Annotated in this window: 18 protein-coding genes; 8 read left to right on the top strand and 10 right to left on the bottom strand. The window is 67.0% G+C overall.

All coding sequences use genetic code 11. From position 1 onward, the window contains the following. The first annotated feature begins 64 nt into the window (after nucleotides 1–64). Nucleotides 65–2,797 carry a DNA polymerase I gene (gene polA, locus BMY22_RS02160; protein WP_090619203.1) on the top strand — a complete coding sequence of 911 codons (2,733 nt, stop codon included), beginning with the start codon at nucleotides 65–67 and terminating at the stop codon, nucleotides 2,795–2,797. 359 nt (nucleotides 2,798–3,156) lie between these two features. Here the strand turns inward: polA and BMY22_RS02155 are convergent, their stop codons facing one another. Continuing rightward, nucleotides 3,157–3,564 (bottom strand): SMI1/KNR4 family protein, encoded by a 408-nt coding sequence (locus tag BMY22_RS02155; protein ID WP_090619202.1) that lies wholly within the window; start codon nucleotides 3,562–3,564, stop codon nucleotides 3,157–3,159. A 171-nt stretch (nucleotides 3,565–3,735) separates the two neighbouring features. Between BMY22_RS02155 and BMY22_RS02150 the strand changes: the two genes are divergently transcribed. After that, nucleotides 3,736–5,124, top strand: a complete 1,389-nt coding sequence (locus tag BMY22_RS02150; RefSeq protein WP_090619200.1) for a diguanylate cyclase — start codon at nucleotides 3,736–3,738, stop codon at nucleotides 5,122–5,124. A gap of 60 nt (nucleotides 5,125–5,184) precedes the next feature. On the opposite strand, the gene BMY22_RS02145 is transcribed toward BMY22_RS02150, so the two are convergent. From BMY22_RS02145 to uvrD, 3 genes are all read right to left on the bottom strand, one after another. Further along, nucleotides 5,185–6,033 (bottom strand): Tim44 domain-containing protein, encoded by an 849-nt coding sequence (locus BMY22_RS02145; protein WP_090619198.1) that lies wholly within the window; start codon nucleotides 6,031–6,033, stop codon nucleotides 5,185–5,187. Nucleotides 6,034–6,177: 144 nt separating this feature from the next. Then, a complete protein-coding gene (locus tag BMY22_RS02140; RefSeq protein WP_090619197.1) occupies nucleotides 6,178–6,744 on the bottom strand; it encodes a TetR family transcriptional regulator in 567 nt (188 codons plus the stop codon). Nucleotides 6,745–6,885: 141 nt separating this feature from the next. Further along, complete coding sequence (gene uvrD / locus BMY22_RS02135; protein ID WP_090619195.1) at nucleotides 6,886–9,066, bottom strand: DNA helicase II; 2,181 nt, start codon at nucleotides 9,064–9,066, stop codon at nucleotides 6,886–6,888. Nucleotides 9,067–9,193: 127 nt separating this feature from the next. On the opposite strand from uvrD, the gene BMY22_RS02130 reads away from it, so the two are divergent. Beyond that, entirely contained in the window at nucleotides 9,194–11,362 is a 2,169-nt protein-coding gene (locus tag BMY22_RS02130; protein ID WP_425265954.1) for a putative bifunctional diguanylate cyclase/phosphodiesterase, read from the top strand. Nucleotide 11,363: 1 nt separating this feature from the next. Here BMY22_RS02130 and trhP read toward each other — a convergent pair whose 3' ends face one another. Beyond that, complete coding sequence (gene trhP, locus BMY22_RS02125; protein WP_090619194.1) at nucleotides 11,364–12,725, bottom strand: prephenate-dependent tRNA uridine(34) hydroxylase TrhP; 1,362 nt, start codon at nucleotides 12,723–12,725, stop codon at nucleotides 11,364–11,366. A 396-nt stretch (nucleotides 12,726–13,121) separates the two neighbouring features. Here trhP and BMY22_RS02120 point away from each other — a divergent pair, with 396 nt between their 5' ends. Together BMY22_RS02120 and BMY22_RS02115 are read left to right on the top strand one after the other, a co-directional pair. Next, complete coding sequence (locus tag BMY22_RS02120; RefSeq protein ID WP_090899884.1) at nucleotides 13,122–13,409, top strand: hypothetical protein; 288 nt, start codon at nucleotides 13,122–13,124, stop codon at nucleotides 13,407–13,409. Nucleotides 13,410–13,860: 451 nt separating this feature from the next. Further along, nucleotides 13,861–14,235, top strand: coding sequence for a hypothetical protein (locus BMY22_RS02115; RefSeq protein WP_090619192.1), 375 nt, complete (start codon nucleotides 13,861–13,863; stop codon nucleotides 14,233–14,235). A 169-nt stretch (nucleotides 14,236–14,404) separates the two neighbouring features. On the opposite strand, the gene BMY22_RS02110 is transcribed toward BMY22_RS02115, so the two are convergent. Genes BMY22_RS02110 through aas form a run of 3 tightly spaced genes read right to left on the bottom strand, consistent with a single transcriptional unit; the run spans nucleotide 14,405 to nucleotide 18,272 of the window. Continuing rightward, nucleotides 14,405–14,773, bottom strand: a complete 369-nt coding sequence (locus BMY22_RS02110; RefSeq protein ID WP_090619190.1) for a cupin domain-containing protein — start codon at nucleotides 14,771–14,773, stop codon at nucleotides 14,405–14,407. Next, complete coding sequence (locus tag BMY22_RS02105) at nucleotides 14,770–16,143, bottom strand: MFS transporter (protein ID WP_090619189.1); 1,374 nt, start codon at nucleotides 16,141–16,143, stop codon at nucleotides 14,770–14,772. Before BMY22_RS02105 ends, BMY22_RS02110 begins: the two co-directional genes overlap by 4 nt. After that, nucleotides 16,140–18,272, bottom strand: coding sequence for a bifunctional acyl-ACP--phospholipid O-acyltransferase/long-chain-fatty-acid--ACP ligase (aas, locus tag BMY22_RS02100; protein WP_090619187.1), 2,133 nt, complete (start codon nucleotides 18,270–18,272; stop codon nucleotides 16,140–16,142). The genes BMY22_RS02105 and aas overlap by 4 nt, the downstream gene beginning before the upstream one ends. A 119-nt stretch (nucleotides 18,273–18,391) precedes the next feature. On the opposite strand from aas, the gene BMY22_RS02095 reads away from it, so the two are divergent. Then, on the top strand, nucleotides 18,392–19,129 hold the full coding sequence (locus BMY22_RS02095; protein WP_090619186.1) for a helix-turn-helix domain-containing protein: 738 nt from the start codon (nucleotides 18,392–18,394) through the stop codon (nucleotides 19,127–19,129). A 137-nt stretch (nucleotides 19,130–19,266) separates the two neighbouring features. On the opposite strand, the gene BMY22_RS02090 is transcribed toward BMY22_RS02095, so the two are convergent. Further along, entirely contained in the window at nucleotides 19,267–19,830 is a 564-nt protein-coding gene (locus BMY22_RS02090) for a hypothetical protein (protein WP_090619184.1), read from the bottom strand. A gap of 33 nt (nucleotides 19,831–19,863) precedes the next feature. Then, nucleotides 19,864–20,727, bottom strand: a complete 864-nt coding sequence (locus tag BMY22_RS02085; protein WP_090619183.1) for an SIR2 family protein — start codon at nucleotides 20,725–20,727, stop codon at nucleotides 19,864–19,866. A 450-nt stretch (nucleotides 20,728–21,177) separates the two neighbouring features. On the opposite strand from BMY22_RS02085, the gene nifH reads away from it, so the two are divergent. Beyond that, on the top strand, nucleotides 21,178–22,053 hold the full coding sequence (gene nifH, locus BMY22_RS02080) for a nitrogenase iron protein (RefSeq protein ID WP_039800829.1): 876 nt from the start codon (nucleotides 21,178–21,180) through the stop codon (nucleotides 22,051–22,053). A gap of 122 nt (nucleotides 22,054–22,175) precedes the next feature. Continuing rightward, nucleotides 22,176–23,657 carry a nitrogenase molybdenum-iron protein alpha chain gene (gene nifD / locus BMY22_RS02075; RefSeq protein WP_090619181.1) on the top strand — a complete coding sequence of 494 codons (1,482 nt, stop codon included), beginning with the start codon at nucleotides 22,176–22,178 and terminating at the stop codon, nucleotides 23,655–23,657. Nucleotides 23,658–23,660 lie beyond the last annotated feature (3 nt).

Here is a 23,660-nt window from a genome sequence, read left to right as displayed (position 1 = left end):
GTCCTTTCGTCGTCAAGTCTTGTCATTCTAGCGCCGCACCCGCGGAAAAGGTTGATTCTTCGTCATGATCCAGCCCCCCCTCGTCCTGGTGGACGGCTCCTCCTACCTGTACCGCGCTTTCCACGCCCTGCCGCCGCTGCACACCTCCGCCGGCCTGCCCACCGGGGCGGTGAAGGGCGTGCTGAACATGCTGCTGAGCCTGCGCCGACAGTACCCGGACAGCCCCTTCGCGGTGGTGTTCGACGCCAAGGGGCCGACCTTCCGCGACGAACTGTTCGAGCACTACAAGTCGCACCGCCCGCCGATGCCGGACGACCTGCGCGTGCAGATCGAGCCGCTGCATGCCTGCGTGCGAGCCCTCGGCCTGCCGCTCTTGTGCATCGAGGGAGTTGAGGCCGACGACGTGATCGGCACCCTGGCGCGTTCCAGCGCCGCCGCCGACCGCCCGGTGGTGATCTCCACCGGCGACAAGGACATGGCGCAACTGGTCGACGGCCACATCACCCTGGTCAACACCATGACCGGCAGCGTGCTGGACCGCGCCGGGGTGGTGGAGAAGTTCGGCGTCGGCCCGGAGCTGATCGTCGACTTCCTCGCGCTGATGGGTGACAAGGTCGACAACATCCCCGGCGTGCCGGGGGTCGGCGAGAAGACCGCGCTGGGCCTGCTGCAGGGCCTGGGCGGCGGCCTCGACGTGATCTACGCCCACCTCGAGCAGGTGCCGGGGCTGCCGATCCGCGGCGCCAAGTCGCTGCCGGCCAAGCTCGAGGAGCACCGCGAGATGGCCTACCTGTCCTACCAGCTGGCGACCATCAAGACCGACGTGGCGCTGGATCTCCAGCTCGACCAGCTGCACCCGGGCGCGGCGGATCGCGAGGCGCTGATCCCGCTGTACCGCGAGCTGGAATTCAAGAACTGGCTGGACGAGCTGCTGCGCGAGAGCAAGGCGGCCGGCGAGGACGGCGCCGCCGACCCGGCAGCGCCGCCGACCCGCTACGAAACCCTGCTGGAGCCGGCGCAGTTCGACGCCTGGCTGGAGAAGCTCGAGGCGGCCGAGCTGTTCGCCTTCGACACCGAGACCACCGGCCTCGACGCCCAGCAGGCCGAGCTGGTCGGCGTGTCCTTCGCGATCGCGCCGTTCGAGGCGGCCTACGTGCCGCTGGCGCACAGCTACATGGGCGTGCCCGCGCAGCTGGATCGCGCCGCGGTGCTCGCCGCGCTCAAGCCGCTGCTCGAAGACCCGGCCAGGGCCAAGGTCGGCCAGCACGCCAAGTACGACATGAACATCCTCGCCCGCTACGGCATCGAGGTGCGCGGCGTGGCCTTCGACACCATGCTCGAATCCTACGTGCTGGACTCCACCGCGACCCGCCACGACATGGACAGCCTGGCGCTCAAGTACCTCGGCCAGAGCACCATCCACTTCGAGGACATCGCCGGCAAGGGTGCCAAGCAGCTGACCTTCGACCAGATCGCCCTCGAGCAGGCCGGCCCCTACGCCGCCGAGGACGCCGACGTGACCCTGCGCCTGCACCAGTGCCTGTGGGAAAAGCTCGAGGCCGTCCCGTCGCTGGCCAGGGTGCTGCGTGAGATCGAGATGCCGCTGGTGCCGGTGCTGGCGCGCATCGAGCGCCACGGCGCGCTGGTCGACGCGAAACTGCTCGGCCAGCAGAGCGTCGAGCTGGGCGAGAAGATGCAGCAGCTCGAGCGCCAGGCCTTCGAGCTGGCCGGCGAGGAGTTCAACCTCGCCTCGCCCAAGCAGCTCGGTGCGATCCTCTACGACAAGCTCGGCCTGCCGATCCTCTCCAAGACCGCCAAGGGGCAGGCCTCCACCGCGGAAAGCGTGCTCGCCGAACTGGCCGAGCAGGGCTACGCGCTGCCGCAGGTGCTCATGGATTACCGCAGCGTCAGCAAGCTCAAAAGCACCTACACCGACAAGTTGCCCGAGCAGATCAACCCGCGCACCGGGCGCATCCACACCAGCTACCACCAGGCGGTGACCGCTACCGGGCGGCTGTCTTCCTCGGACCCCAACCTGCAGAACATCCCGATCAGAACGGCGGAAGGGCGGCGTATCCGCCAGGCCTTCGTCGCCGCGCCGGGCTACAAGCTAGTGGCCGCCGACTACTCGCAGATCGAGCTGCGCATCATGGCCCACCTCGCCCAGGACGACGGCCTGCTCGACGCCTTCCGCCACGACCGCGACGTGCACCGCGCCACCGCCGCCGAGGTGTTCGGCGTCGAGCTGGAGCAGGTCAGCCACGAGCAGCGGCGCAGCGCCAAGGCGATCAACTTCGGCCTGATCTACGGGATGAGCGCCTTCGGCCTGGCCAAGCAGATCGGCGTCGACCGCAAGCAGGCGCAGGCCTACATCGACCGCTACTTCGCCCGCTACCCCGGCGTGCTCGCCTATATGGAGCGCACCCGCGCGCAGGCCGCGGAGCAGGGCTATGTCGAGACCCTGTTCGGCCGTCGCCTGTACCTGCCGGAGATCCAGTCGAAGAACGGCGCCCTGCGCAAGGCCGCCGAACGCACGGCGATCAACGCGCCGATGCAGGGCAGCGCAGCGGACATCATCAAACGCGCGATGGTGGCGGTGGACGCCTGGCTGCAGGAATCCGGGCTGGATGCGCGAATGATCCTCCAGGTGCACGACGAACTGGTGCTGGAGGTGCGCGAGGATCAGGTCGAGGCGCTCAGGGCCGGCCTGCTGCCGCTGATGAGCGGCGCCGCGGCGCTGGACGTGCCGCTGCTGGTCGAGGCGGGGGTGGGCGACAACTGGGACGAGGCGCACTGACGGCGGGAGGCGGCGGTCTTCCCGGCGCGAGGGCGGGGTTCCCCCGTGGGCCGTTGCAGGTTCAGCCGGAAATGTTTCTCGGCGGGGCTGAACTTTTGGAGCGATCGTGCAGTCAGACCCGTACGACTGGCTGAACGGCCTTTCGATGCTCCTTGTTGTGTCAAGTGTTGGCAGATATTCGGCACCCCCTCCAGGGGACCGAGGTTGAACCCCGAACTTCATCCTCCCCCATACGAAGTTCGGGGTTTTTTTGGTTCTTCGCGGGCCGTGGGCGCATGCGGACCGACCCTCGGGGACGCGGGCCTGCAACCAGGCTCCCCGCTCTTACCGGCCCGACGCGCTTGCGGATCGACCGGCCCTCAGCTTTCCAGCCAGACCTCCTTCACCCAGTGCCACACCGAGTCCCAGCTCTCGTCGGTCGGCTCGCCGCTGTCGCCGCTCCACAGCAGCACCTCGCCCTCGATGTCCACCACGTAGTAGTCGCGGCCGGCCTGGCACAGCGGCACCAGATCGCGCGGTACGCCCTGGTCCCAGGCGACCGCAGCGACTTCCGGCAGGTAGGTGTGCGACTGGGGATCGCAGGCGGTCACCGGTTCCAGGCTGCCATAGACCACATCGCTGACTTTGAGCAGGAACTCGCGCAGCTCGAAGGGGAGATTGATCAGCAACTGCTCCTCGATCTCCACCAGCAGATCGTCGTCGGGCAGCTCCAGGGGCACCGGCACGGGTTCGTTCAGCTCGCGCAATTGTTCGATGACGTCTTCCACGGCTCGTTCTTCCTCAGGCAGTCGGTGGGCGCTTTATACCCGAGTCCCGTCGGTGGAGGTCGGCCAGACATCGGGTCGCAGGCGTGCATACTGGCAAGTTGGCAGGCACTTTGCGAGCATAGCCGGCCCGGTGCGGTCCCCCCTGGATGTCGAACACTGCAAGGATCGTCTATGCCCAGTATTTCCCCGGAACACCAGGCAGCGGAATGGAAGCGGCTGCTCGAACAATTTCCCGTGGCGGTCGCCACGCGGGTCAGGGAACTGGCCACTGCCCACCAGGCCGTGCTGGCCGGGTACTTCTACGCGCAGATGCTGCAGGACGAGGAGGCCATGCTCTTTCTCACCCACGAGCAGGTGAAGAGCCGCCTCCAGGGCACCTTGCAGCAATGGATCGCCATGCTGTTCGCCGCCCGCCCCGACGAGGCCGAGCTGTTGCCGCTGATCGCCCAGCAGCAGCGGATCGGCGAGATCCATGCGCGCATCAACATCCCCATCCATCTGGTGCTGCGCGGCGCACGGCACCTGCGCGAGCGGCTGTTCGCGCTGCTCTGCCAGCAGCCGGTCGATGCCGAGCACAAGCTCCTCGGCCAGCGCCTGATCGGCGAAACCATCGACCTGGCCATGGAGATCATGAGCCGTGCCTTCTCCGACGCCCACGACCGCAACTCGCGCAGCGAGGAAGGCTACCGACTGTTCTCGGTGGCGCAGAACATCGGCGTCGAGCAGGAGCGCCAGCGCGGCGCCCTGCTCGACTGGGAAAACCAGCTGATGTTCGACCTCGCGGTCGGTCATTCCCTCGCGCAACTGCCCCGGCTGTCCGGCTCGGAGTTCGGCCTGTGGTTCCGCCACAAGGGCGCCCACGCCTTCCAGGGCTCCCGGGAAACCGAGCTGATCCTGCAGGGCATGCAACACATCGACGGGGTGCTGCTGCCGCTGTTCGAACAGGCCGCGGCACAGATGGATGCGGACCGGCGCCTGCACAACCTGCGCACGCTGCGCGAACAGGCCAAGGGCATCGTCTTCCACCTGGACAACCTGTTCGAGCAGGCCAATGTGCTGGAAAGCGGCCGCGACGTGCTGACGCGCATGCTCAACCGCAAGTTTCTGCCGGTGATCCTGGCCAAGGAAGTGGCTTACGCGCGGCAGAACGAGCGCACCTTCGCCGTGCTGGCCATCGACATCGACCACTTCAAGCAGATCAACGACGCGTTCGGCCACGAAGCCGGCGATCTGGTCCTGCAGCAGCTCGCCACCCTGCTCAGCAACCACTGCCGCGGCGGCGACTACGTGTTCCGCATGGGCGGCGAGGAGTTTCTCGTGCTGCTGGTCGACATCAACGCGAACAGCGCGCTCGGCGTGGCCGAGAAGCTGCGCCGGCAGGCCGAGCAGGAGCGCTTCCGTCTGCCGGGCGAGCACGATCTGCAGCTGACCGTGAGCGTCGGCGTGGCCTTGCACGACGGCCACCCGGACTACCAGCGCCTGCTGCGCTGCGCCGACCGTGCGCTGTACGAGGCCAAGCATGGCGGACGCAACCGGGTGGTGCTGTCCGGCGGTGCGTGAGGCCGGAAAGGGAAAAAAAGAACCCCGGGCATGCCCGGGGTTCTTTTGTCGGAGTCCGGCTCAGCCGTTCTGACGGATGCCGGCGACCAGCCAGGGCTGGTTCTCGCCCTGGCGGCGCTCCATGCGCCAGCTCTCGCTGAAGGCCTCGCCCGGCTCGAAGCGGGAGTTCTTCGACACGCCGCTGAAGGTCAGGGTGGCGACGGTCTTGTCGGCCAGATCGTCCACGCCGTCCAGTTGCACCTGCAGGTTGTCGATGTAGGTGGACTGGAGGCCCTCGCCCTGGTCGGTGCGCTCCTTGCGGATGAAGTCGAGCATCTGCGGAGTGACGAACTCGGCGATCTTGTTCATCTCGTTGGCGTCCCAGTGCTGCTGCAGGGCCATGAAGTGCTGGCGGGCGGCATCCAGGAAACGCTGCTCGTTGAACCAGGCCGGCGCCTGGATCGGAGCGCGGCGTTGGGCGGCGGCCGATGCACCGGCAGCGACGGGGCGCGGCTGGGCCGGCGTCTGCCGCTGCTGCGGCGCGTGGCCGGCCATGGCCGGATGCAGCTTGCGCCGGCGGGCGGCGATCAGGCGGTACACCAGGAAGGCGATCAGCGCGAGGATCAGGATGTCGAGCAGTTGGATGCCGTCGAAGCCGTCGCCCATGAACATCGAGGCGAGCAGGCCGCCGGCGGCGATGCCGGCCAGCGGGCCGAGCCAGCGCGACGCGCCGCTGGCCGGACGAGCGGGGCCCGGGGCGCTGGCGGTGTTGCCGGCCGGCGATTGCGGCTGGGTCTGGTGGATCTGGGTGGTCTGGTGGCTCGGCGCGCTGCCGGACGACTTGCCGCCGCCGAAACGCTTGGCGTTGGCGTCGAGGCTGAGCGTCATAGCCACGCAACATGCCATGAAAAGGCTGAGAAAACGTCGCATGTAGGGGTCTCGTGGTTGATTTCACGCATTTCATCTTGCCCAGCAGTGCCGGGGCCTGTCATCCATTATTTCCCAACGTGCAAATAATGGATGACAGGCCATCGGTTCTGCCGACGAAAAATGTTTCGGGCTTTTGCTCCCGGCTCAGGGGCGCAGCAGGCAGGCCAGCGGCAGGCTGTGCAGGCGCCGGCGCAGGTAGGCGCGCAGCGCGGCCTCGTCCTCCCGGTCGCGGCGCAGCCAGTGGGCGAACGTGCACAGATAGACGGCGCTGAGCGCGCCCTCCTCGCCGATGCGGGCGAGATGGACGCCGTTCCGCCCGGCGGCCTCGCGCCACCACTGCACGGTGCGGCTGATGCGCATCAGCCCCCGCACCTGCAGATGGAGGTGGCCGGGCTCGAGCTTGTAGCGCAGCATCTGCCCGGTCAGCGTGCGGTGCGGGGCGAGTGCGCCCAGCCAGGCGACCAGCAGCTCCTCCAGGCGTCCGGCGGGCGTCAGTGCGGGCAGGTCGGCTCCTCTGGCTCGGGCCAGCAGGGCCGCGTCGGCGCGGTCGAACCAGGCTTCCACCAGGGCGTCCTTGTCCCGGTAGTGGCGGGCGATATCCTCCAGCCCGACGCCCAGCGCGGCGGCCACGTCGAACAGCCGCAGGCGTTCCCAGCCGCTGCGCTCGGCGACCTGCAGGGCGGTATCGAGGATCTGCGCGGAACTGGCCATGGACTCACCTCCGCCTTTCAGTATGGCCGCTCCCGGGCCGGATGCCGGGAGCGGCGACCGGTGGCGGAAGCCTTTGAAGCGGGGCTGGGCGGCGTTTCCGGATGCCCTGCGGCGATCAGGCCGATCCGGCGGAGCCCCGCCCTACACCGCCTCCAGCTTGGCGTAGCCGAGCATCAGCCACTTGCTGCCTTCGCTCTCGAAGTTCACCTGCACCCGTGCCTGGGCGCCGGCACCTTCGAAGTTGAGGATGGTGCCCTCGCCGAACAGCGCGTGGCGCACGCGCTGGCCGAGGGAGAACGGAGTGTCCGGCACCGCGGCGCCGGCGAACATCGCGTTGTGGCCCGGGCGGGTAGCGGTGGGGCGGCTGACGCTGTTGGACAGGCGCACCTCGCGGACCAGCGCCGGAGGCAGTTCGCGGACGAAGCGCGAGATCTTGTTGTAGGTCTCGCTGCCGTACAGCCGGCGGGTCTCGGCGTAGGTCACCACCAGGCGCTGCATGGCGCGGGTGATGCCGACGTAGGCCAGGCGGCGCTCCTCTTCCAGGCGGCCGGGCTCCTCCAGGCTCATCTTGTGGGGGAACAGCCCTTCCTCCATGCCGACCAGGAACACCAGCGGAAACTCCAGGCCCTTGGCGCTGTGCAGGGTCATCAGCTGCACGCTGTCCTCGAAGTCGCCGGCCTGCTGCTCGCCGGCCTCCAGCGAGGCATGGTCGAGGAAGGCCGCCAGCGGCGACTGCCGGCCCTCGTCCTCGGCGTGCTCGAAGGTGCGGGCGGCGCTGACCAGTTCCTCGAGGTTCTCCACCCGCGCCTGGGCCTTCTCGCCTTTCTCCGCGCCGTGATAGGCGCGCAGTCCGGACTCTTCGACCACCACCTGGGCGATCAGCGGCAGCGGCAGCTGCTCGACCTTCAGCGCCAGGGTATCGATCAGCTCGACGAAGGCGTTCAGCGCGGAGGCGGCGCGGCCGCTGACCTGCTTGCTGCCGACCGCCTGGTGCAGCGCGCCCCATAGCGAGAGGTTGGCCTCGCGGGCCAACTGGCGCAGGGTTTCGACGGTCTTCTCGCCGATCCCCCGGGCCGGCAGGTTGATGATCCGCTCCAGCGCCGCGTCGTTGTCGCGCTGGTGGATCAGCCGCAGGTAGGCCACGGCGTTCTTGATCTCGGCGCGCTCGAAGAAGCGCTGGCCGCCGTAGATGCGGTAGGGGATCTTCTCCCGCAGCAGCGCCTCCTCGAGCACCCGCGACTGGGCGTTGGAACGGTAGAGGAGGGCGATCTCGCCGTGCGCCAGGCCGTCCTTGAGCGCCTGGCGGATGCTGTCGACCACGTAGCGCGCCTCGTCGTACTCGTTGAAGGCGGCGTAGAGGCCGATCGGCTCGCCGTCCGCGCCCTCGGTCCACAGCTCCTTGCCGAGCCGGCCCTGGTTGTTGGCGATCAGCGCGTTGGCGGCCTTGAGGATGCTGCCGGTGGAGCGGTAGTTCTGCTCCAAGCGGATGGTTTCGGCGGCGGGGAAGTCGCTGGAGAACTGCCGGATGTTCTCGATCCGCGCGCCGCGCCAGCCGTAGATCGACTGGTCGTCGTCGCCCACCGCCATCAGGCTGGCGCCGCCCTGCGCCAGCAGGCGCAGCCAGGCGTACTGCACGGCGTTGGTGTCCTGGAACTCGTCGACCAGCACATGCCGGAAGCGCCGCTGGTAGTGTTCCAGCAGGCCCGGCCGGTCGCGCCAGAGGTCGAGGGCGCGCAGCAGCAGTTCGGCGAAGTCGATCACCCCGGCGCGCGCGCAGGCCGCCTCGTAGGCTTCGTAGATGTGCAGCTGGGTCTTGAGGTAGAGGTCGCCGCTCGGCTGGATGTGCCGCGGGCGCAGGCCCTCGTCCTTCTGCGCGTTGATGAACCACTGCGCCTGGCGCGCCGGCCAGCGCTGCTCGTCGAGGCCCAGCTCGCGGATCACCCGCTTGACCAGCCGCTGCTGGTCGTCGGAGTCGAGGATCTGGAAGTTCTCGGCCAGACCCGCTTCCTGCCAGTGGGCGCGCAGCAGGCGGTGGGCCAGGCCGTGGAAGGTGCCGACCCACATGCCCGTCGGGCTGTGGCCGAGCAGCTGCTCGATGCGCGTGCGCATCTCGGCGGCGGCCTTGTTGGTGAAGGTCACCGCGAGAATCGAATGGGGCGAGGCGTGCTCCACCTCGATCAGCCAGGCGATGCGGTGCACCAGCACGCGGGTCTTGCCCGAGCCGGCACCGGCCAGCACCAGATGGGGGCCGAGCGGCGCGGCCACGGCCTGGCGCTGGGCGGCGTTGAGGGTACTTAACAGAAAGGAGAGGTCGTCGCGCATCGCGGCATTCTAGCGGCGGCTGCCAAGACGGGGCAAACTCGGGGGGTGCCTTGCCGACGATTACACCGAGGGAGCCTGCCTGATCGCTCACCTTGGGACTGGATTCGCATCACCAATAATGATGGATATGAACTTTCTTTTCTCTCCCGATACCGTTTCGCCGGCCATTGAGCCGGAGAGCATCCGGGAGCGTTACGGTGTGCAGATGGAGGCGGCCCTGAACCGCCGGCTGTACCGTGCCGCTCCCCTGCCCATCGCGCTGATGCTGAGCGGTGGCCTGAGCTGCATGGCGCTGCTCTGGGAGCCGCACGAGCCGTCCACGCTGGCCTGGCTGTCGGGCTGGCTGGTCCTGCTGATCGGCCTGAGCCTGTGGCGCACCCGGGCCTTCCACCGTGCCCCGGTCGAGCGCCAGGCCGATGCGGGCTGGCGGCGCAGCTTTCTGCTCGGCGCCGCGGTTTCGGGGGCGACCCTGACCCAGGTCGGCATCTTCCTCATGCCGCTGGCCACGCCGCTGCAGCAGGCGCTGATCCACGGCCTGCTGGCGGCGGCGACGATCTGCGCCAGCATGGCCTATGCTGCCAGCCTGGGCGCCTTCCTCGCCTTCGCCCTGCCCGCCCTGCTGCCGTCCAGCCTGTATCTGCTCGGTCTCGACCAGCGCTTGTTGCAGGGCTGGGGCGTCCTCGGCCTGATCCTGTTGGCGGCCCTGGTGCTCAGCGCCTGGCAGATCAACCGGGCGACCCGGCGTAGCCTGCTGCAGCGTTTCCAGAACCGTTCGCTGCTGGAGTTCGAGAAGCAGGCGCGGCGCGCCACCGCCCGGCTGAACGACGAGCTGGCCCGCGAGGTGGAGCTGCGCCGGCGGGTCGAGAAGGCTTTGCGCCGCGCCCAGCGGGCGCTGGAGGAGCGGGTCAGCGAGCGCACCCGGGCGCTCACCGCCAGCGAGCAGGCGCGCCGCGAGGAAAAGGCGCTGCGCCGCTACCTGGCCAGCCACGACCCGATGACCGGCCTGGCCAACCGCAGCCTGCTGCTGCGCCGCCTGAAGATCCTGACCAGACGGCCGCAGCCTCCTGGCCGCGAACTGGTGTTGCTGCACATCAACCTGGATCGCTTCAAGCTGCTCAACGAAAGCCTCGGCCACCAGGCGGCCGACGAGATCGTCTGCGAGCTGGCCCGGCGCCTCGGCAGCACGCTGCGCCAGGCCGACACCGTCGCGCGGATCGCGGTCGACGAATTCGTCGTGCTCCTGGAAAGCGACAAGAGCCTGGAGGAGCTCGAACAGCTCGGGCGTCGCCTGCTCGCCCTGCTGCGCCACGGCGTGCAGGTGGGCGAGCACGAGGTGGTGGTCAGCGCCTCGCTGGGGATCGGCCTGCTGTCCGCGGCCGGCGGCGACCCGACGACGCTGCTCTGTCAGGCGGCCATGGCGATGCGTCATGCCAAGCAGTTCGGCAGCAATACCGTGCAGTTCTACCGCGACAGCCTGCAGGGCGGCAGCCGCGAACGCCTGCTGCTCGAGGCGCAGCTGGACAAGGCGCTGGTGCGCGGCGAGCTGGAGGTGTTCTACCAGCCGAAGCTGAATGTCGCGGCGAATCGCCTGCAGGGCGCCGAGGCCCTGGTGCGCTGGCGCCATCCGCAGCGCGGCCTGGTATCGCCGGCCAGTTTCATTCCCCTGGCCGAGGAAACCGGGCAGATCGACGCCATCGGCGCCTTCGTCCTGCGCGAGGCCTGCGCCCAGGCGCGTGCCTGGCAGCAGTCGGGCGTTGCCGAGCTGCGCGTGGCGGTGAACATTTCGATGGGCCAGCTGCGCCAGGACGATTTCGTCGAGCAGGTCGGCGCCGTGCTGGCCAAGACCGGCCTACCGGCGCACCTGCTGGAACTGGAGCTGACCGAAAGCCAGCTGTCGGACGACGTCGAGAGCCTGGCCAGGGTGTTCCTGCGCCTGCGCGCGCTGGGCGTGCGCCTGGCGATCGACGATTTCGGCACCGGCTATTCGTCGCTCGGCTACCTCAAGCACCTGCCGGTCGACGTGGTGAAGATCGACCGGACCTTCATCCACAGCCTGGACGGCTCCGGCCGCGGCGGCGATGCGGCGATCACCCGGGCGATCATCGCCATGGCCCACAACCTGGGCCTGGAGGTGGTCGCCGAGGGCGTCGAGGCGCCGGCGCAGCTGGAGTTCCTGCGCGAGCACGGCTGCGACGAGATCCAGGGCTATCTGATCGGCCGGCCGGTGGAGGCGGCGATCCTGGCCAACCGGCTGCGCGGGCAGGCCGCGCAGCAGGCCTGTGCGATGAGCGACTGACTCAGCCGCGGGTGGTGGCGCCGTCCAGCTCGCGCATCAGCAGGGCGTACTCCAGCTCCACGCCCTCCGGCACCGGCAGGTAGACGGTATGGCCGTCGCCCGGGGCCACCTCGGCGCGCTCGCCGTGCTTGTTCTCTAGGGCCTCCAGGCGGAAGTTCAGGTTGCCCTGCGGAGTCATCAGCTCCAGGCGGTCGCCGAGGGCGAAGCGGTTCTTCACCTGCACCTCGGCCAGGCCGTTGCGGCGCTCGCCGGTCAGCTCGCCGACGAACTGCTGGCGCTCGGACAGCGAGTAGCCGTGGGCGTAGTTCTGGTACTCGTCGTGCACGTGGCGGCGCAGGAAGCCCTCGGTGTAGCCGCGGTGGGCCAGCGACTCCAGGGTGTCCATCAACGACTTGTCGAACGGCCGGCCGGCCGCCGCGTCGTTGATCGCCTTGCGGTAGACCTGGGCGGTGCGCGCCACGTAGTAGTGGCTCTTGGTGCGCCCCTCGATCTTCAGCGAATGCACCCCCATCTGCACCAGCCGCTCGACGTGCTGCACGGCGCGCAGGTCCTTGGAGTTCATAATGTAGGTGCCGTGCTCGTCCTCGAAGGCTTCCATGTACTCGCCCGGCCGCTTGCTTTCCTCGAGCAGCATCAGTCGCTCGGTGGGCGCACCGTTGCCGAGGGTCGGCTCGCTCGATTGCACCGGGATCGGCGCCTGGACGTGGACGATGTTGCCCAGCTCGTCTTCCTTGCCTTCATGGGCCTTGTATTCCCAGCGGCAGGCGTTGGTGCAGCTGCCCTGGTTGGGGTCGCGGTGGTTGATGTAGCCGGACAGCAGGCAGCGCCCGGAATAGGCCATGCACAGCGCACCGTGGACGAACACCTCGAGCTCCATCCCCGGCACCCGCTCGCGCATCTCGCCGATCTCCTCCAGCGACAGCTCGCGGGAGAGGATCGTCCGGGTCAGTCCCTGGCGGCGCCAGAATTCCACGCTGGCCCAGTTCACCGCGTTGGCCTGTACCGAGAGGTGGATGGCCATCGCCGGGAAGTGCTCGCGCACCAGCATGATCAGCCCCGGGTCGGACATGATCAGCGCATCCGGCTGCATGTCGATCACCGGCTGCAGGTCCTTGAGGAAGGTCTTCAGCTTGGCGTTGTGCGGGGCGATGTTGACCACCACGTAGAACTGCTTGCCCTGGGCATGGGCCTCCGCGATGCCGAGCGCCAGGTGGGCATGATCGAACTCGTTGTTGCGCACCCGCAGGCTGTAGCGCGGCTGCCCGGCGTACACCGCGTCGGCGCCGTAGGCGAAGGCGTAGCGCATGGACTTGAGGGTGCCGGCGGGGGACAGCAGTTCGGGACGGAAGGCGGAAGCGGTCATGGCGCAGCGACTCGCGGGGCAGCAAAAGGGCGGAGGATTCTACTGCGCTTTGCCGGGGCGTGCGCCTTTTCCGACAGGTGCGGAGCACGGCCACGGTGCCCCTGTTTTGCATACGGTATGGTTCATGCTAATGCACAAGAACTCCTGTCTTTCATGGGCTTCTGAGGGGTATCGAGGGGAGAATGGGTATCCAAAGGTATGAAATCGCCGGCCGTGTATTGATCCGGATCGACTGAATAATTACTTTTTATTTCAACGTGTGGTGGGGTCCGGAACAAGCGGCGGGCCCTGCCATCGACGGACTCCCGAAAGGCCGGTGCCCTCCGCTTCCTCGACGAGCCAGGCGCGGATCGGCAGAAGCGGCAGAGAGCCTGAAACGTTCCTCGGAGGAACCCCATGAAAAAGTTCGGCATCCTGGCCCTGACCCTCAGCCTGTCGAGCCTCGGCAGCGTGCATGCCGCCGAGGTCGCCAAGGAGGGCGAAGAGCAGACCACCGGCAAGTCGCTGGGCGGGATGAACGGCATGATGGTCGGCGCGATCGGCGGCCCGATCGGCATGCTGATCGGTGCCGGCGTCGGCGCCCTGTTCGGCGGCTCCGCCCAGGAGGCCGCGGGCCTCAGCGAGCGCACCGACGAGGTCGAGGGCGAGGACGGCGAGCGGAAGGTGCTGCGCTCCCCTCATTGATCGGGTCGCTCCCGCCGACCGTTGCCTTTGCCGGGGGCTTCCGGCCCCCGGCCGCGCCGGCGGGCCGTTTCTGCGAGCGTTTCACCTCTCCGCGTCACAGGCCGACCCGCGGGGCTGTGACGCGGCCGCTCGCTAATGCTGCTGAGCGCTACGCTTCGGTTTCTGCCTTGTTTCCTTCCCCTCTCTCCCTCTCTCCCTCTCTCCCTTTGCGCCCGTCCGTCGCTCGGGATCGGTGGAATGCACAGGTCCGACTAAGATTTCATGATGTGGATCAATGAAAGCTCACTTTTCTGGAGGGATTCCGACAAGCGTTTGTCTGTGTCGCGACATTTTGTCGCGAAGCGGGTCTGGGAAACGAAGCTAAGTCATTGATTTGCCGTGCCAGGGCCTCTGGCATGTTTCGTGAAGTAATCCTAGCGAAGCCCACAGACAGTTCCTCGGAGGAACCGCCATGAACAAGTTCGGCATTCTGGCTCTGACCCTCGGCCTGCTGACCATCGGCAGCGTCAACGCAGACGAGATCGTCAGTGAAGCGAAAGACCAGACCTCCGGTAAGGCAACGGGCGGCATGAGCGGCATGATGATCGGCGCCGTCGGCGGGCCGATCGGCGCCCTGGTCGGTGCCGGCGTCGGTGCCCTGTTCGGCGACTCCGCCCAGGACGTGACCGGCGCCAGCGACCGCGCCTACGTGGTGCGCACCGACAGCGGCGAACTGAAGACGGTGCGCTCGCCGAACCGCGTGTTCGCCGTCGGCGACAAGGTCGAGATCCGCGGCAACCGCCCCTATCCGAAGAAGCCCAAGACCACTGCCCTGGCCCTTCTCTAAAGCATTTTTCGGCCCGGACCTCCGACCGGGCCGCTCCGCGTCAGGCTCTCCCGCTCCCCTGCCTCCCCTGGCGATCGAAGCGGCGGGAGAGCCGCCTTTACCCTCCCCCTGCCTCCAGGCCGCGTCGCGTGCCGCCCGAGCCCCTCGTCGAAGCCGATTCGCCGGCGGGTTAGCCCTCCAGCGCCTCGTAGCAGCAGGGGGTGAAGCGCGGCGTGCAGATGCAGTAGAAGGCCAGTTCGCCGTCGCCGGTGTTGGCGATCTGCTGCGTGATGCCCGCCGGGATGACGACCAGGTCGCCGGGGCCTACCGGCTCGGGGGACTGCCGACCGAGGCTGACCAGGCCTTCGCCGTGAAGGATCAGGTAGCGCTCGTCCACCCCGTGCAGGCGGTGCAGCTGGGTGGTCTCGCCCGGGGCCACCGTCGCCAGGGCGATGGAGACCGCCGGGTCGTCGGCGCTGTTCCACAGTTCGAGAATCCGGCAGCGCTCCGCGGTCAGGAAGGCCGCGGCGGGATCGGCCCGCACGATGCTTGGCTTCATGGTTGCTCCTCCGATTTTTCCGATGCCGCCGGCGAGCGTGGCGCGCCGCGCCGCAGCAGGCTGCCGAGGCTCGCCAGTCGGGCGGCAAAGCGCTGCAGGAAGTCCGGCAGCAGGCGGAAGAGGTACAGCGCCACGGCGGCGTTGAGCAGCGCGGCGATGCCGAACAGCGCGGGGATTGACAGCCCTGCGGCCAGCAGGAGGGCGGCGGCGAGCGCGCCCACCACCATGAACAGGGCGTTGAGGATGTTGTTGGCGGCGACGATCCGTGCGCGGTGCGCGGGGGCCGAGCGCAGCTGCAGCAAGGTGTAGAGCGGGACGATGAACAGGCCGCCGGAGAGGCCGAGGGCGAACAGATCGGCGAGCACGTGCAGGGTACCCGGCGCCGCCAGCAGCGCGGCAAGCCCGAGCGGGACGGTCGGTGTGGCGGTCGGGGAGGCGAGGGCCAGGTCGAGGCCGGAGAGGGTGAGGCCGAGGGCGCCCAGCGGCACCAGGCCGATTTCCAGTCGCTGCGCCGAGAGGCGCTCGCAGAGCAGCGAGCCGCTGCCGATTCCCAGGGTGAAGACGCCGAGCAGCAGGGTCACCCCGCCTTCCGAGGTGCCGAGCACGTCCTTCGCGTAGGCCGGGAACTGGGCGAGCAGCAGCGCGCCGTACAGCCAGAACCAGGAGATGCCGAGGATCGCCAGGAACACGCTGCGCTCCTCGCGGGCGAAGCCGATGCTGCGCCAGGTCTCGTCGAGCGGGTTGCGGTTGAGGCGCAGGCCGGGCTCCGGCGGGGCCGCCGCGGGAATGCGCAGGCTGCCGAGGTAGCCGGCCACGGCGGCGAGCAGGCAGCCGGCGGTGATCCACAGGGTGCCGCCTTCGACGCCGGCGAGCAGGCCGCCGGAGAGGGTGCCGACCAGGATGGCGACGAAGGTGCCGGCCTCGATCAGCGCATTGCCGCCGACCAGCTCGGTCTCGCCCAGGTGCTGCGGCAGGATGGCGTACTTCACCGGGCCGAACAGGGTCGCCTGCAGGCCGAGGAGGAACAGGCCGGTCAGCAGGAGTTCCAGGCTGTGCAGCCAGAAGCCGACGCCGGCGAGCAGCACGATGACGATCTCCAGCAGCTTGGCCCGGCGCGCCAGCAGGGCCTTGTCGTACTTGTCGGCGAGTTGTCCGGCGCTCGCCGAGAAGAGGAAGAACGGCAGGATGAACAGGCCCGCCGCCAGGTTGGCCAGGAGGCCGGGAGACAGGCTGGTCCACTGCGTGCTCTGGAAGGTCAGCAGGACCACCAGGGCGTTCTTGAACAGGTTGTCGTTGTAGGCGCCGAGAAACTGGGTGACGAACAGCGGGCCGAAGCGGCGGGCCCTGAGCAGGGCGAATGGCGAACTCATGCGGGGATTTCCTCGGCCATGCGTTTGAGGGTCTGGTAGTCGGTCTTGCCGGTGCCGAGCAGGGGCAGCGCGTCGATCCGGCGGATCACCCGCGGCACCGCAAGCTCCGGCGCCCCGAGCGCCCGCGCCGCGGCGAGCAGGCGTTCGCGGGCGAGTTCCGGGGCGGTGGTGAAGAGTACCAGCGCTTCGCCGCGGGCGGCGTCGCTGCGTGTCGCGGCGGCGTGGAGGAACTCCGGGGCGGCGCTCGCGGCGAGGCTTTCCACCGTTTCCAGCGAGACCATCTCGCCGGCGATCTTGGCGAAGCGCTTGAGGCGGCCGAGGATATGCAGGTAGCCGTCGGCGTCGACGCTGGCGATGTCGCCGGTGGCGTACCAGCCGGGCCTGATCGCCGGCGGCGGCTGGATCACCCCGGGTTGGTCGTAGAGCAGGTAGCCCTTGAGCAGGTTCGGTCCTTTCAGGTGCAGGGCGCCGCCCTCGGCGATGCCGGGCACCGGTTCCAGCTCGTAGTCGATACCCGGCAGCAGCTGGCCGACGCTGCCGTTGCGGCAGGCCATCGGTACGTTGACCGCCACCACCGGCGCGCACTCGGTGACCCCGTAGCCTTCGAGGATGCGGATGCCGAACTTGTCGAGCCACTGTTTGCGCACGCTCTCGGCCAGCCGCTCGGCACCGGCGACCACGTAGCGCAGGCGGCCGAAGTCGTAGGGATGGGCGAACTTGGCGTAGTTGCCGAGGAAGGTCGAGGTGCCGAACAGCACGGTGCAGTTGCGGTCGTAGACCAGCTCGGGGATCACCCGGTAGTGCAGCGGGTTGGGGTAGAGGAACACCTGGCAGCCGGAGACCAGCGGCAGCAGCGCGCCGCTGGTCAGGCCGAAGGCATGGAACAGCGGCAGGGCCATCATGAACTTGTCCTGCGGCGTGAAGTCGGCCACCGCGCGGATCTGCGCGACGTTGGCCAGCAGCGCGGCATGGGAGTGGACGACGCCCTTGGGTTTACCTTCGGAACCCGAGGTGAACAGCACCACGGCGGCGTCCTCGGGCGTCTGGGGCAGCGCGGCGCGGCGCGGGAAGGCCAGGTGCCAGAGCACCCACAGCCGGTCGGCGAGGCCGAACTCGGCCTTGAGATCCTCCAGATAGTGCACGCGGACCTCCGGCACGGCGGCGAGCAGCGGGCCGAGGTGCGCCTTCTCGACGAAGGTGCGCGAGGCGACGAGGGTCTTGAGGTCGGCGGCGTGGCAGGCGGCGCGCAGCCCCTCGGGGCCGGCCGTGTAGTTGAGCAGGGCGGGGACGCGCCGGCCGAGCGACAGGCCGAGCAGCAGGCCGAGGGCCGGCGCGGCGTTGGGGGCGAGCACCCCGACCGTCTCGCCCGGTGCGCTCAGGCGCGCGGTCAGGCGGGCCAGGGCCAGGGCCATCTTCAGCAGCGAGCCGTAGGACTCCTCCTGCAGGCGGATGTCCTCGACCAGCCGGTAGTTCGCGCCGAAGGTTTCCCGGGCGTCGAGGAAGGCCTCGTAGAGGGTGCGTTGCGGGCGGGTGGCGACCAGCATGTCGAGCAGGAGGTGGCGCAGCAGCTCGCCGGCGCGGCGGCGGCGCAGCCTGGCCGAGGGCAGGTCGGGCATCGGGATGTGCTGGGGCGGGCGGATCGAGATACGCACCTTGGGAAACGCCCGGCGCGGGAAGACCCCGGCCAGGCGGCCGAAGTAGCTCTGTGCGGCGCCGTCGATGCGTACCGGCACGACGGTGGCGCCGGTCCGGGCGGCGACGAAGGCGGCGCCGTCGTAGACCTTCATCAGCGAGCCGGTGCGGGTGATCCGCCCCTCCGGGAAGATCGCCACCGGCCGTCCGCTTTCCACCAGCCTGACGATCTGCTTGATCGCCAGCGGGCTGCTCGAGTCGACCACCAGGTGGGGCACGAAGTGCAGCACAACGCGGAACAGCGGGCGGCTGGCGACCTGGGTGTGCACCACGAACACCGCATCCACCGGCAGGAACACGCCGAGCAGCAGGCCGTCGAGGAAGGATTCGTGGTTGGCGACGATCAGCGTGCGCGGATCGTCGAAGACGTTGCGGTCGCCTTGGACCTCGACCCGGAAGAGGGTCTTGAGGAGCAGGCGCAGAAGGGGCTTGAGCATGATCGGTCCCTGGCATGGAAGAGCCGCCAGCATGGCGGCTCATGGAACGAAACGAAACCTTGTCGGAAAAAGTCGTGCAGAATTACCGTACAAGTAGCGGAAAACGATACCTTTGTCCGATGAGCGAACTCGACCGCCTGGTAGGCACCCTCAAGCAGCGCCTGAAACTCCAGGGCATCACCTATCGCGAGCTGGGCACGCGCCTCGGGCTGTCCGAGGCGAGCGTCAAGCGCATGTTCGCAACCCGACGTTTCAGTCTCGACCGGTTGCTCGAGATCGGCCACCTGCTCGGTTTCAGCCTCGCCGAACTGGCCCAGGAGGCGGCGCTCAGCGGGGCGCGCCTGCATACCCTGAGCGAAGGCCAGGAGCGCGAGCTGGTCTCCGACGAGAAGCTGCTGCTGGTCGCGGTCTGCGTGCTCAACCACTGGACGTTCGACGAGATCCTCGCGATCTACCGGCTCGGCGAGGCGGAATGCATCCAGCGCCTGGCGCGGCTGGACCGCCTGCGCCTGCTCGATCTGCTGCCCGGCAACCGCGTCCGCCTGAACGTCGCGCGGGATTTCGACTGGCGGCCCAACGGGCCGATCCACCGCTTTTTCCTGCGCCAGGGGCTGGGCGAGTTCCTGGCCAGCGACTTTGCCGGCGGCGACGAGGTGCTGGGCTTCGCCCACGGCATGCTCACCGAGTCGGCGCTGGCCAAGCTGCAGGCGGAGATCCGCACGCTGCGCCGGCGCTTTGCCGAACTGCACGAGGAAAGCCTGGCCGCGCCGCTGGCGAAGCGGCATGGAACGGGGATGCTGCTGGCGCTGCGCGAGTGGGAGCTGGGCGCTTTCACCCGGCTGCGGAGGGAGACCTGAGGGTGGGGGATGCCTGGCGGTGAGCCGGGCGAAAAAAGCGGAGCCCGAAAAGAAAACTCCCCCTACGAAGAGGGGGAGCGGCGAACAGGCCTAATGGGGCATCCTTGCCGAAGAAATCGGGAAAATCGAGTGATCGATCAAACCGGACCGCGGTGCTCGCGCACGACGGTGGAAACGAAGCTCAGGGCATCGGCGAAGGCAACGGTTTCGTACTTCGGCTTGTAGTCGGCCAGGCCCTGGGCCATGGTGATGACCTTGTCTTCGGCGCTCTGGCCTTTGAAGTCTTCCTTGTCCAGGCGCAGGTCCTCCATCATGGTGTTCCAGATGGCGCCTTCTTCGTGCGGCTGGAGGATCATCTTGACGCCGTCGAGCTCGGTGTAAACCGGCTTGCTCAGGTTGCTCACGTAGAAGATCGCCTGTACGTCGCCGGCCAGGTCGCCCTTGTAGCGCTCGAAGAAGGACGGGAGGTGGGCCAGTTGCTCCAGGCCACCGGAAACCATGCTCAGCTTGTCGTTCTTGAACAGCAGGCCGGCTTGTTTCAGGACGGCTTTCGGCGGCAGGCGGCGGCCAGCGTCGTCGGCGATGTCGCCTTCGATCACCACCAGGTCGCCACGGAAGGCTTCGACGCCGGCTTCGGTGGTTGCACCCTTGACGCTGAGGTTGCACAGCAGGTTTTGGTCTTCGTAGCTTTTCAACAGCATGGTTGGCTTCTCGTCTAGATGAAGGAAGAGGAGTCAGGCCACTTCAGTGGCACTGGGGTTGGCGAGGGCGAGGAGACTGCTCCAGTCGGCCTCGATCAGTTGCAGGTTCTTGCGCTCGCAGACCTTGCGTTCTTTGTCGCTTGGCTGATCGATCAGGACCCAGCCGGCCGGTTCGGCGGCATCGTAGATCATATCGCTCATCACCATGCGCTCGGTGTCGCGGTTGAAGTGCTGGCCGAGGAACAGGTAGCGCTTGTTCTTGCGGTGCAGCTTGATCCAGTCGGGAATCGCGAAGCCGCCCATCAGCTCGGTGATGTAGTCGACGAAGTCGGCATCCGAGGCCACGTAGCCGGGCTTGGGCAGCGGGGTGCCGTGCGGCTTGAAGATCACCGGCAGGGCGGTGTCGACCTGCTCCAGCGCGATCTTGCGGTACTTGCCGTCCTCGAAGTGGTACAGATCGAAGCGGTAAGGGGTCGCGGCGAGACGCGCGGCGCCGACCACCAGGGTGTGCTTGCGCTCGACAGCGATATAGCAGTGCTGCAACTGGGTGTCGCGGTTGCAGTCGATGATATAGGGCAGGTCGAGGTCGGTCAGCCACTGGTGGACCGGCGAGGGGGTCCAGTTGTCGCTGCCGTAGACCTGGGTCAGGAAGCGCTCGATGAAGCTGCGGCCCTTCTTGTTCTCCAGGTGCATGGCGGCCCGGGAGAACTCATACATGAGACGCGGCGACATCGGCTGCCCGCCGGTCATGGCGAGGATCAGGCTGTCGCTGTCGGCGGGAATCGGCTTGCCCGTGTCGCGGTCGACGACTCCGCGCAGAACGCCTTGGCCCAGGTAGGGAACGATTTCGCCCGAGCCGAGCTGGGCGAGGATTTCCTTTAATAAGCTGTTGTTCACTGGACTCTCCTGCGGAAAGAAGGGCAAGAATCGACAACCACTTGCAATAACCGCGCCCAGTAGCGATGTGAGAACAAGTATCTGAAATATAAGCAATTTATGGTGTTTGGCAAGGGGGCTTGTCGCGTCTGTGGGCCATGGCGGGGCGCGGCTTCGCGACAATTGTCGGTTTTGTCACATCCGGGGGCGGGGAAGGCGAGGGGCTGGGAGATGATGTAGGGAGATTGTTCGGTTGTAGCAATTACAACAGACAGAGTAGGGGTTTGTAGGGGGATTGTTATGTATCAAACCGCCCTGCCAGACCTGTCGTCGGGTATCAAATCCATTTAAATCAATAGGTTAGGTGTTTGTCGCGAGTGCTGGCACAGACGCTGCATTAGGTTCAGTGCGCGGACTTGTTCGGGCTTACGCCGAACTTTCAAGTGGAAATGCAACCTGAGGAACTTAACTATGGCTATGCGTCAATGCGCCATCTACGGCAAGGGCGGTATCGGTAAATCCACCACCACTCAGAACCTCGTGGCGGCCCTGGCCGAGATGGGCAAGAAGGTCATGATCGTTGGTTGTGACCCGAAAGCTGACTCCACTCGCCTGATCCTGCACTCCAAGGCCCAGAACACCATCATGGAAATGGCTGCCGAAGCCGGCACCGTGGAAGATCTGGAGCTGGAAGACGTGCTGAAGGTCGGCTACGGCGGCGTCAAGTGCGTTGAGTCCGGTGGTCCGGAGCCGGGCGTTGGTTGCGCTGGCCGTGGTGTTATCACCGCGATCAACTTCCTGGAAGAGGAAGGCGCCTACGAAGACGACCTGGACTTCGTATTCTACGACGTACTGGGCGACGTGGTGTGCGGTGGCTTCGCCATGCCGATCCGCGAAAACAAGGCTCAGGAAATCTACATCGTTTGCTCCGGCGAGATGATGGCGATGTACGCCGCCAACAACATCTCCAAGGGCATCGTGAAGTACGCCAACTCCGGTAGCGTGCGTCTGGGCGGCCTGATCTGCAACAGCCGTAACACCGACCGCGAAGACGAGCTGATCATCGCTCTGGCTGCCAAGCTGGGCACCCAGATGATCCACTTCGTACCGCGTGACAACGTTGTACAGCGCGCCGAAATCCGCCGTATGACCGTGATCGAATACGATCCGACCGCCAAGCAGGCCGACGAGTACCGCACTCTGGCTCGCAAAGTCGTCGAGAACAAGATGCTGATCATCCCGAACCCGATCACCATGGACGAGCTCGAAGCTCTGCTGATGGAGTTCGGCGTTATGGAAGAAGAAGACGAGTCCATCGTCGGCAAGGCCGCCGCTGCCGAAGAGTGATAGCTCCGCTTCAGTAGGACGGGGCAGGGCAGATGGGCCCTGCCGGAGTGTCGCACTGCGCGTGCGCAGTGCGACCCATCCGTTACCCGCACACGAACGCAAAGCAAGAGGAGTCATACCCAATGTCCGGTATGTCGCGCGAAGAGGTCGAATCCCTCATCCAGGAAGTCCTGGAAGTTTACCCCGAGAAAGCCCGTAAAGACCGCGCCAAGCACCTGGCCGTCAACGACCCGGCGGTGACCCAGTCGAAGAAGTGCATCACTTCCAACAAGAAGTCCCAGCCTGGTCTGATGACCATCCGCGGCTGTGCTTACGCCGGTTCCAAGGGCGTGGTCTGGGGTCCGATCAAGGACATGATCCACATCTCTCACGGCCCGGTAGGCTGCGGCCAGTATTCGCGTGCCGGCCGTCGTAACTACTACATCGGCACCACCGGTGTGAACGCTTTCGTCACCATGAACTTCACCTCGGACTTCCAGGAGAAGGACATCGTGTTCGGCGGCGACAAGAAGCTCGCCAAGCTGATCGACGAAGTCGAAACCCTGTTCCCGCTGAACAAGGGCATCTCCATCCAGTCCGAGTGCCCGATCGGCCTGATCGGCGACGACATCGAATCCGTGTCCAAGGTGAAGGGTGCCGAGCACAACACCACCGTGGTTCCGGTTCGTTGCGAAGGCTTCCGTGGCGTTTCCCAGTCCCTGGGTCACCACATCGCCAACGACGCAGTCCGTGACTGGGTCCTGGGCAACCGTGACGACGACAACAGCTTCCAGACCACCCCGTACGACGTAGCCATCATCGGTGACTACAACATCGGTGGCGACGCCTGGTCCTCGCGCATCCTGCTGGAAGAAATGGGCCTGCGTTGCGTCGCCCAGTGGTCCGGCGACGGCTCCATCGCCGAAATCGAGCTGACCCCGAAGGTCAAGCTGAACCTGGTTCACTGCTACCGCTCGATGAACTACATCTCCCGTCACATGGAAGAGAAGTACGGTATCCCATGGATGGAGTACAACTTCTTCGGCCCGACCAAGACCATCGAGTCGCTGCGTGCCATCGCCGCCAAGTTCGACGAGAGCATCCAGAAGAAGTGCGAAGAAGTCATCGCCAAGTACAAGCCTGAGTGGGAAGCGGTGGTCGCCAAGTTCCGCCCGCGCCTCGAAGGCAAGCGCGTCATGCTCTACATCGGCGGTCTGCGTCCGCGTCACGTGATCGGCGCCTACGAAGATCTGGGCATGGAAGTCGTGGGTACCGGTTACGAGTTCGCTCACAACGACGACTACGACCGTACCATGAAGGAAATGGGTGACTCCACCCTGCTGTACGATGACGTGACCGGCTACGAATTCGAAGAATTCGTCAAGAAGGTCAAGCCCGACCTGATTGGCTCCGGCATCAAGGAAAAGTTCATCTTCCAGAAGATGGGCATCCCCTTCCGTCAGATGCACTCCTGGGATTATTCCGGCCCGTACCACGGCTTCGACGGCTTCGCCATCTTCGCCCGTGACATGGACATGACCCTGAACAATCCGTGCTGGAAGAAACTGCAGGCTCCTTGGCAGCAGGCTGATGAAGCCGCCGAGAAAGTCGCCGCCAGCGCCTGATAG

It is taken from the genome of Azotobacter beijerinckii (assembly GCF_900110885.1).
GTDB lineage: Bacteria > Pseudomonadota > Gammaproteobacteria > Pseudomonadales > Pseudomonadaceae > Azotobacter > Azotobacter beijerinckii.
This window is presented reverse-complemented; position numbering and strand designations above follow the sequence as displayed.

What these genes read in the sequence shown, in the direction of transcription:
- polA (WP_090619203.1), top strand. Translation starts at nt 65, where the DNA reads ATGATCCAGCCCCCCCTCGTCCTGGTGGACGGCTCCTCCTACCTGTAC.
- BMY22_RS02150 (WP_090619200.1), top strand. Translation starts at nt 3,736, where the DNA reads ATGCCCAGTATTTCCCCGGAACACCAGGCAGCGGAATGGAAGCGGCTG.
- BMY22_RS02145 (WP_090619198.1), bottom strand. Translation starts at nt 6,033, where the DNA reads ATGCGACGTTTTCTCAGCCTTTTCATGGCATGTTGCGTGGCTATGACG.
- BMY22_RS02140 (WP_090619197.1), bottom strand. Translation starts at nt 6,744, where the DNA reads ATGGCCAGTTCCGCGCAGATCCTCGATACCGCCCTGCAGGTCGCCGAG.
- uvrD (WP_090619195.1), bottom strand. Translation starts at nt 9,066, where the DNA reads ATGCGCGACGACCTCTCCTTTCTGTTAAGTACCCTCAACGCCGCCCAG.
- BMY22_RS02130 (WP_425265954.1), top strand. Translation starts at nt 9,194, where the DNA reads ATGAACTTTCTTTTCTCTCCCGATACCGTTTCGCCGGCCATTGAGCCG.
- trhP (WP_090619194.1), bottom strand. Translation starts at nt 12,725, where the DNA reads ATGACCGCTTCCGCCTTCCGTCCCGAACTGCTGTCCCCCGCCGGCACC.
- BMY22_RS02120 (WP_090899884.1), top strand. Translation starts at nt 13,122, where the DNA reads ATGAAAAAGTTCGGCATCCTGGCCCTGACCCTCAGCCTGTCGAGCCTC.
- BMY22_RS02115 (WP_090619192.1), top strand. Translation starts at nt 13,861, where the DNA reads ATGAACAAGTTCGGCATTCTGGCTCTGACCCTCGGCCTGCTGACCATC.
- BMY22_RS02110 (WP_090619190.1), bottom strand. Translation starts at nt 14,773, where the DNA reads ATGAAGCCAAGCATCGTGCGGGCCGATCCCGCCGCGGCCTTCCTGACC.
- BMY22_RS02105 (WP_090619189.1), bottom strand. Translation starts at nt 16,143, where the DNA reads ATGAGTTCGCCATTCGCCCTGCTCAGGGCCCGCCGCTTCGGCCCGCTG.
- aas (WP_090619187.1), bottom strand. Translation starts at nt 18,272, where the DNA reads ATGCTCAAGCCCCTTCTGCGCCTGCTCCTCAAGACCCTCTTCCGGGTC.
- BMY22_RS02095 (WP_090619186.1), top strand. Translation starts at nt 18,392, where the DNA reads ATGAGCGAACTCGACCGCCTGGTAGGCACCCTCAAGCAGCGCCTGAAA.
- BMY22_RS02090 (WP_090619184.1), bottom strand. Translation starts at nt 19,830, where the DNA reads ATGCTGTTGAAAAGCTACGAAGACCAAAACCTGCTGTGCAACCTCAGC.
- nifH (WP_039800829.1), top strand. Translation starts at nt 21,178, where the DNA reads ATGGCTATGCGTCAATGCGCCATCTACGGCAAGGGCGGTATCGGTAAA.
- nifD (WP_090619181.1), top strand. Translation starts at nt 22,176, where the DNA reads ATGTCCGGTATGTCGCGCGAAGAGGTCGAATCCCTCATCCAGGAAGTC.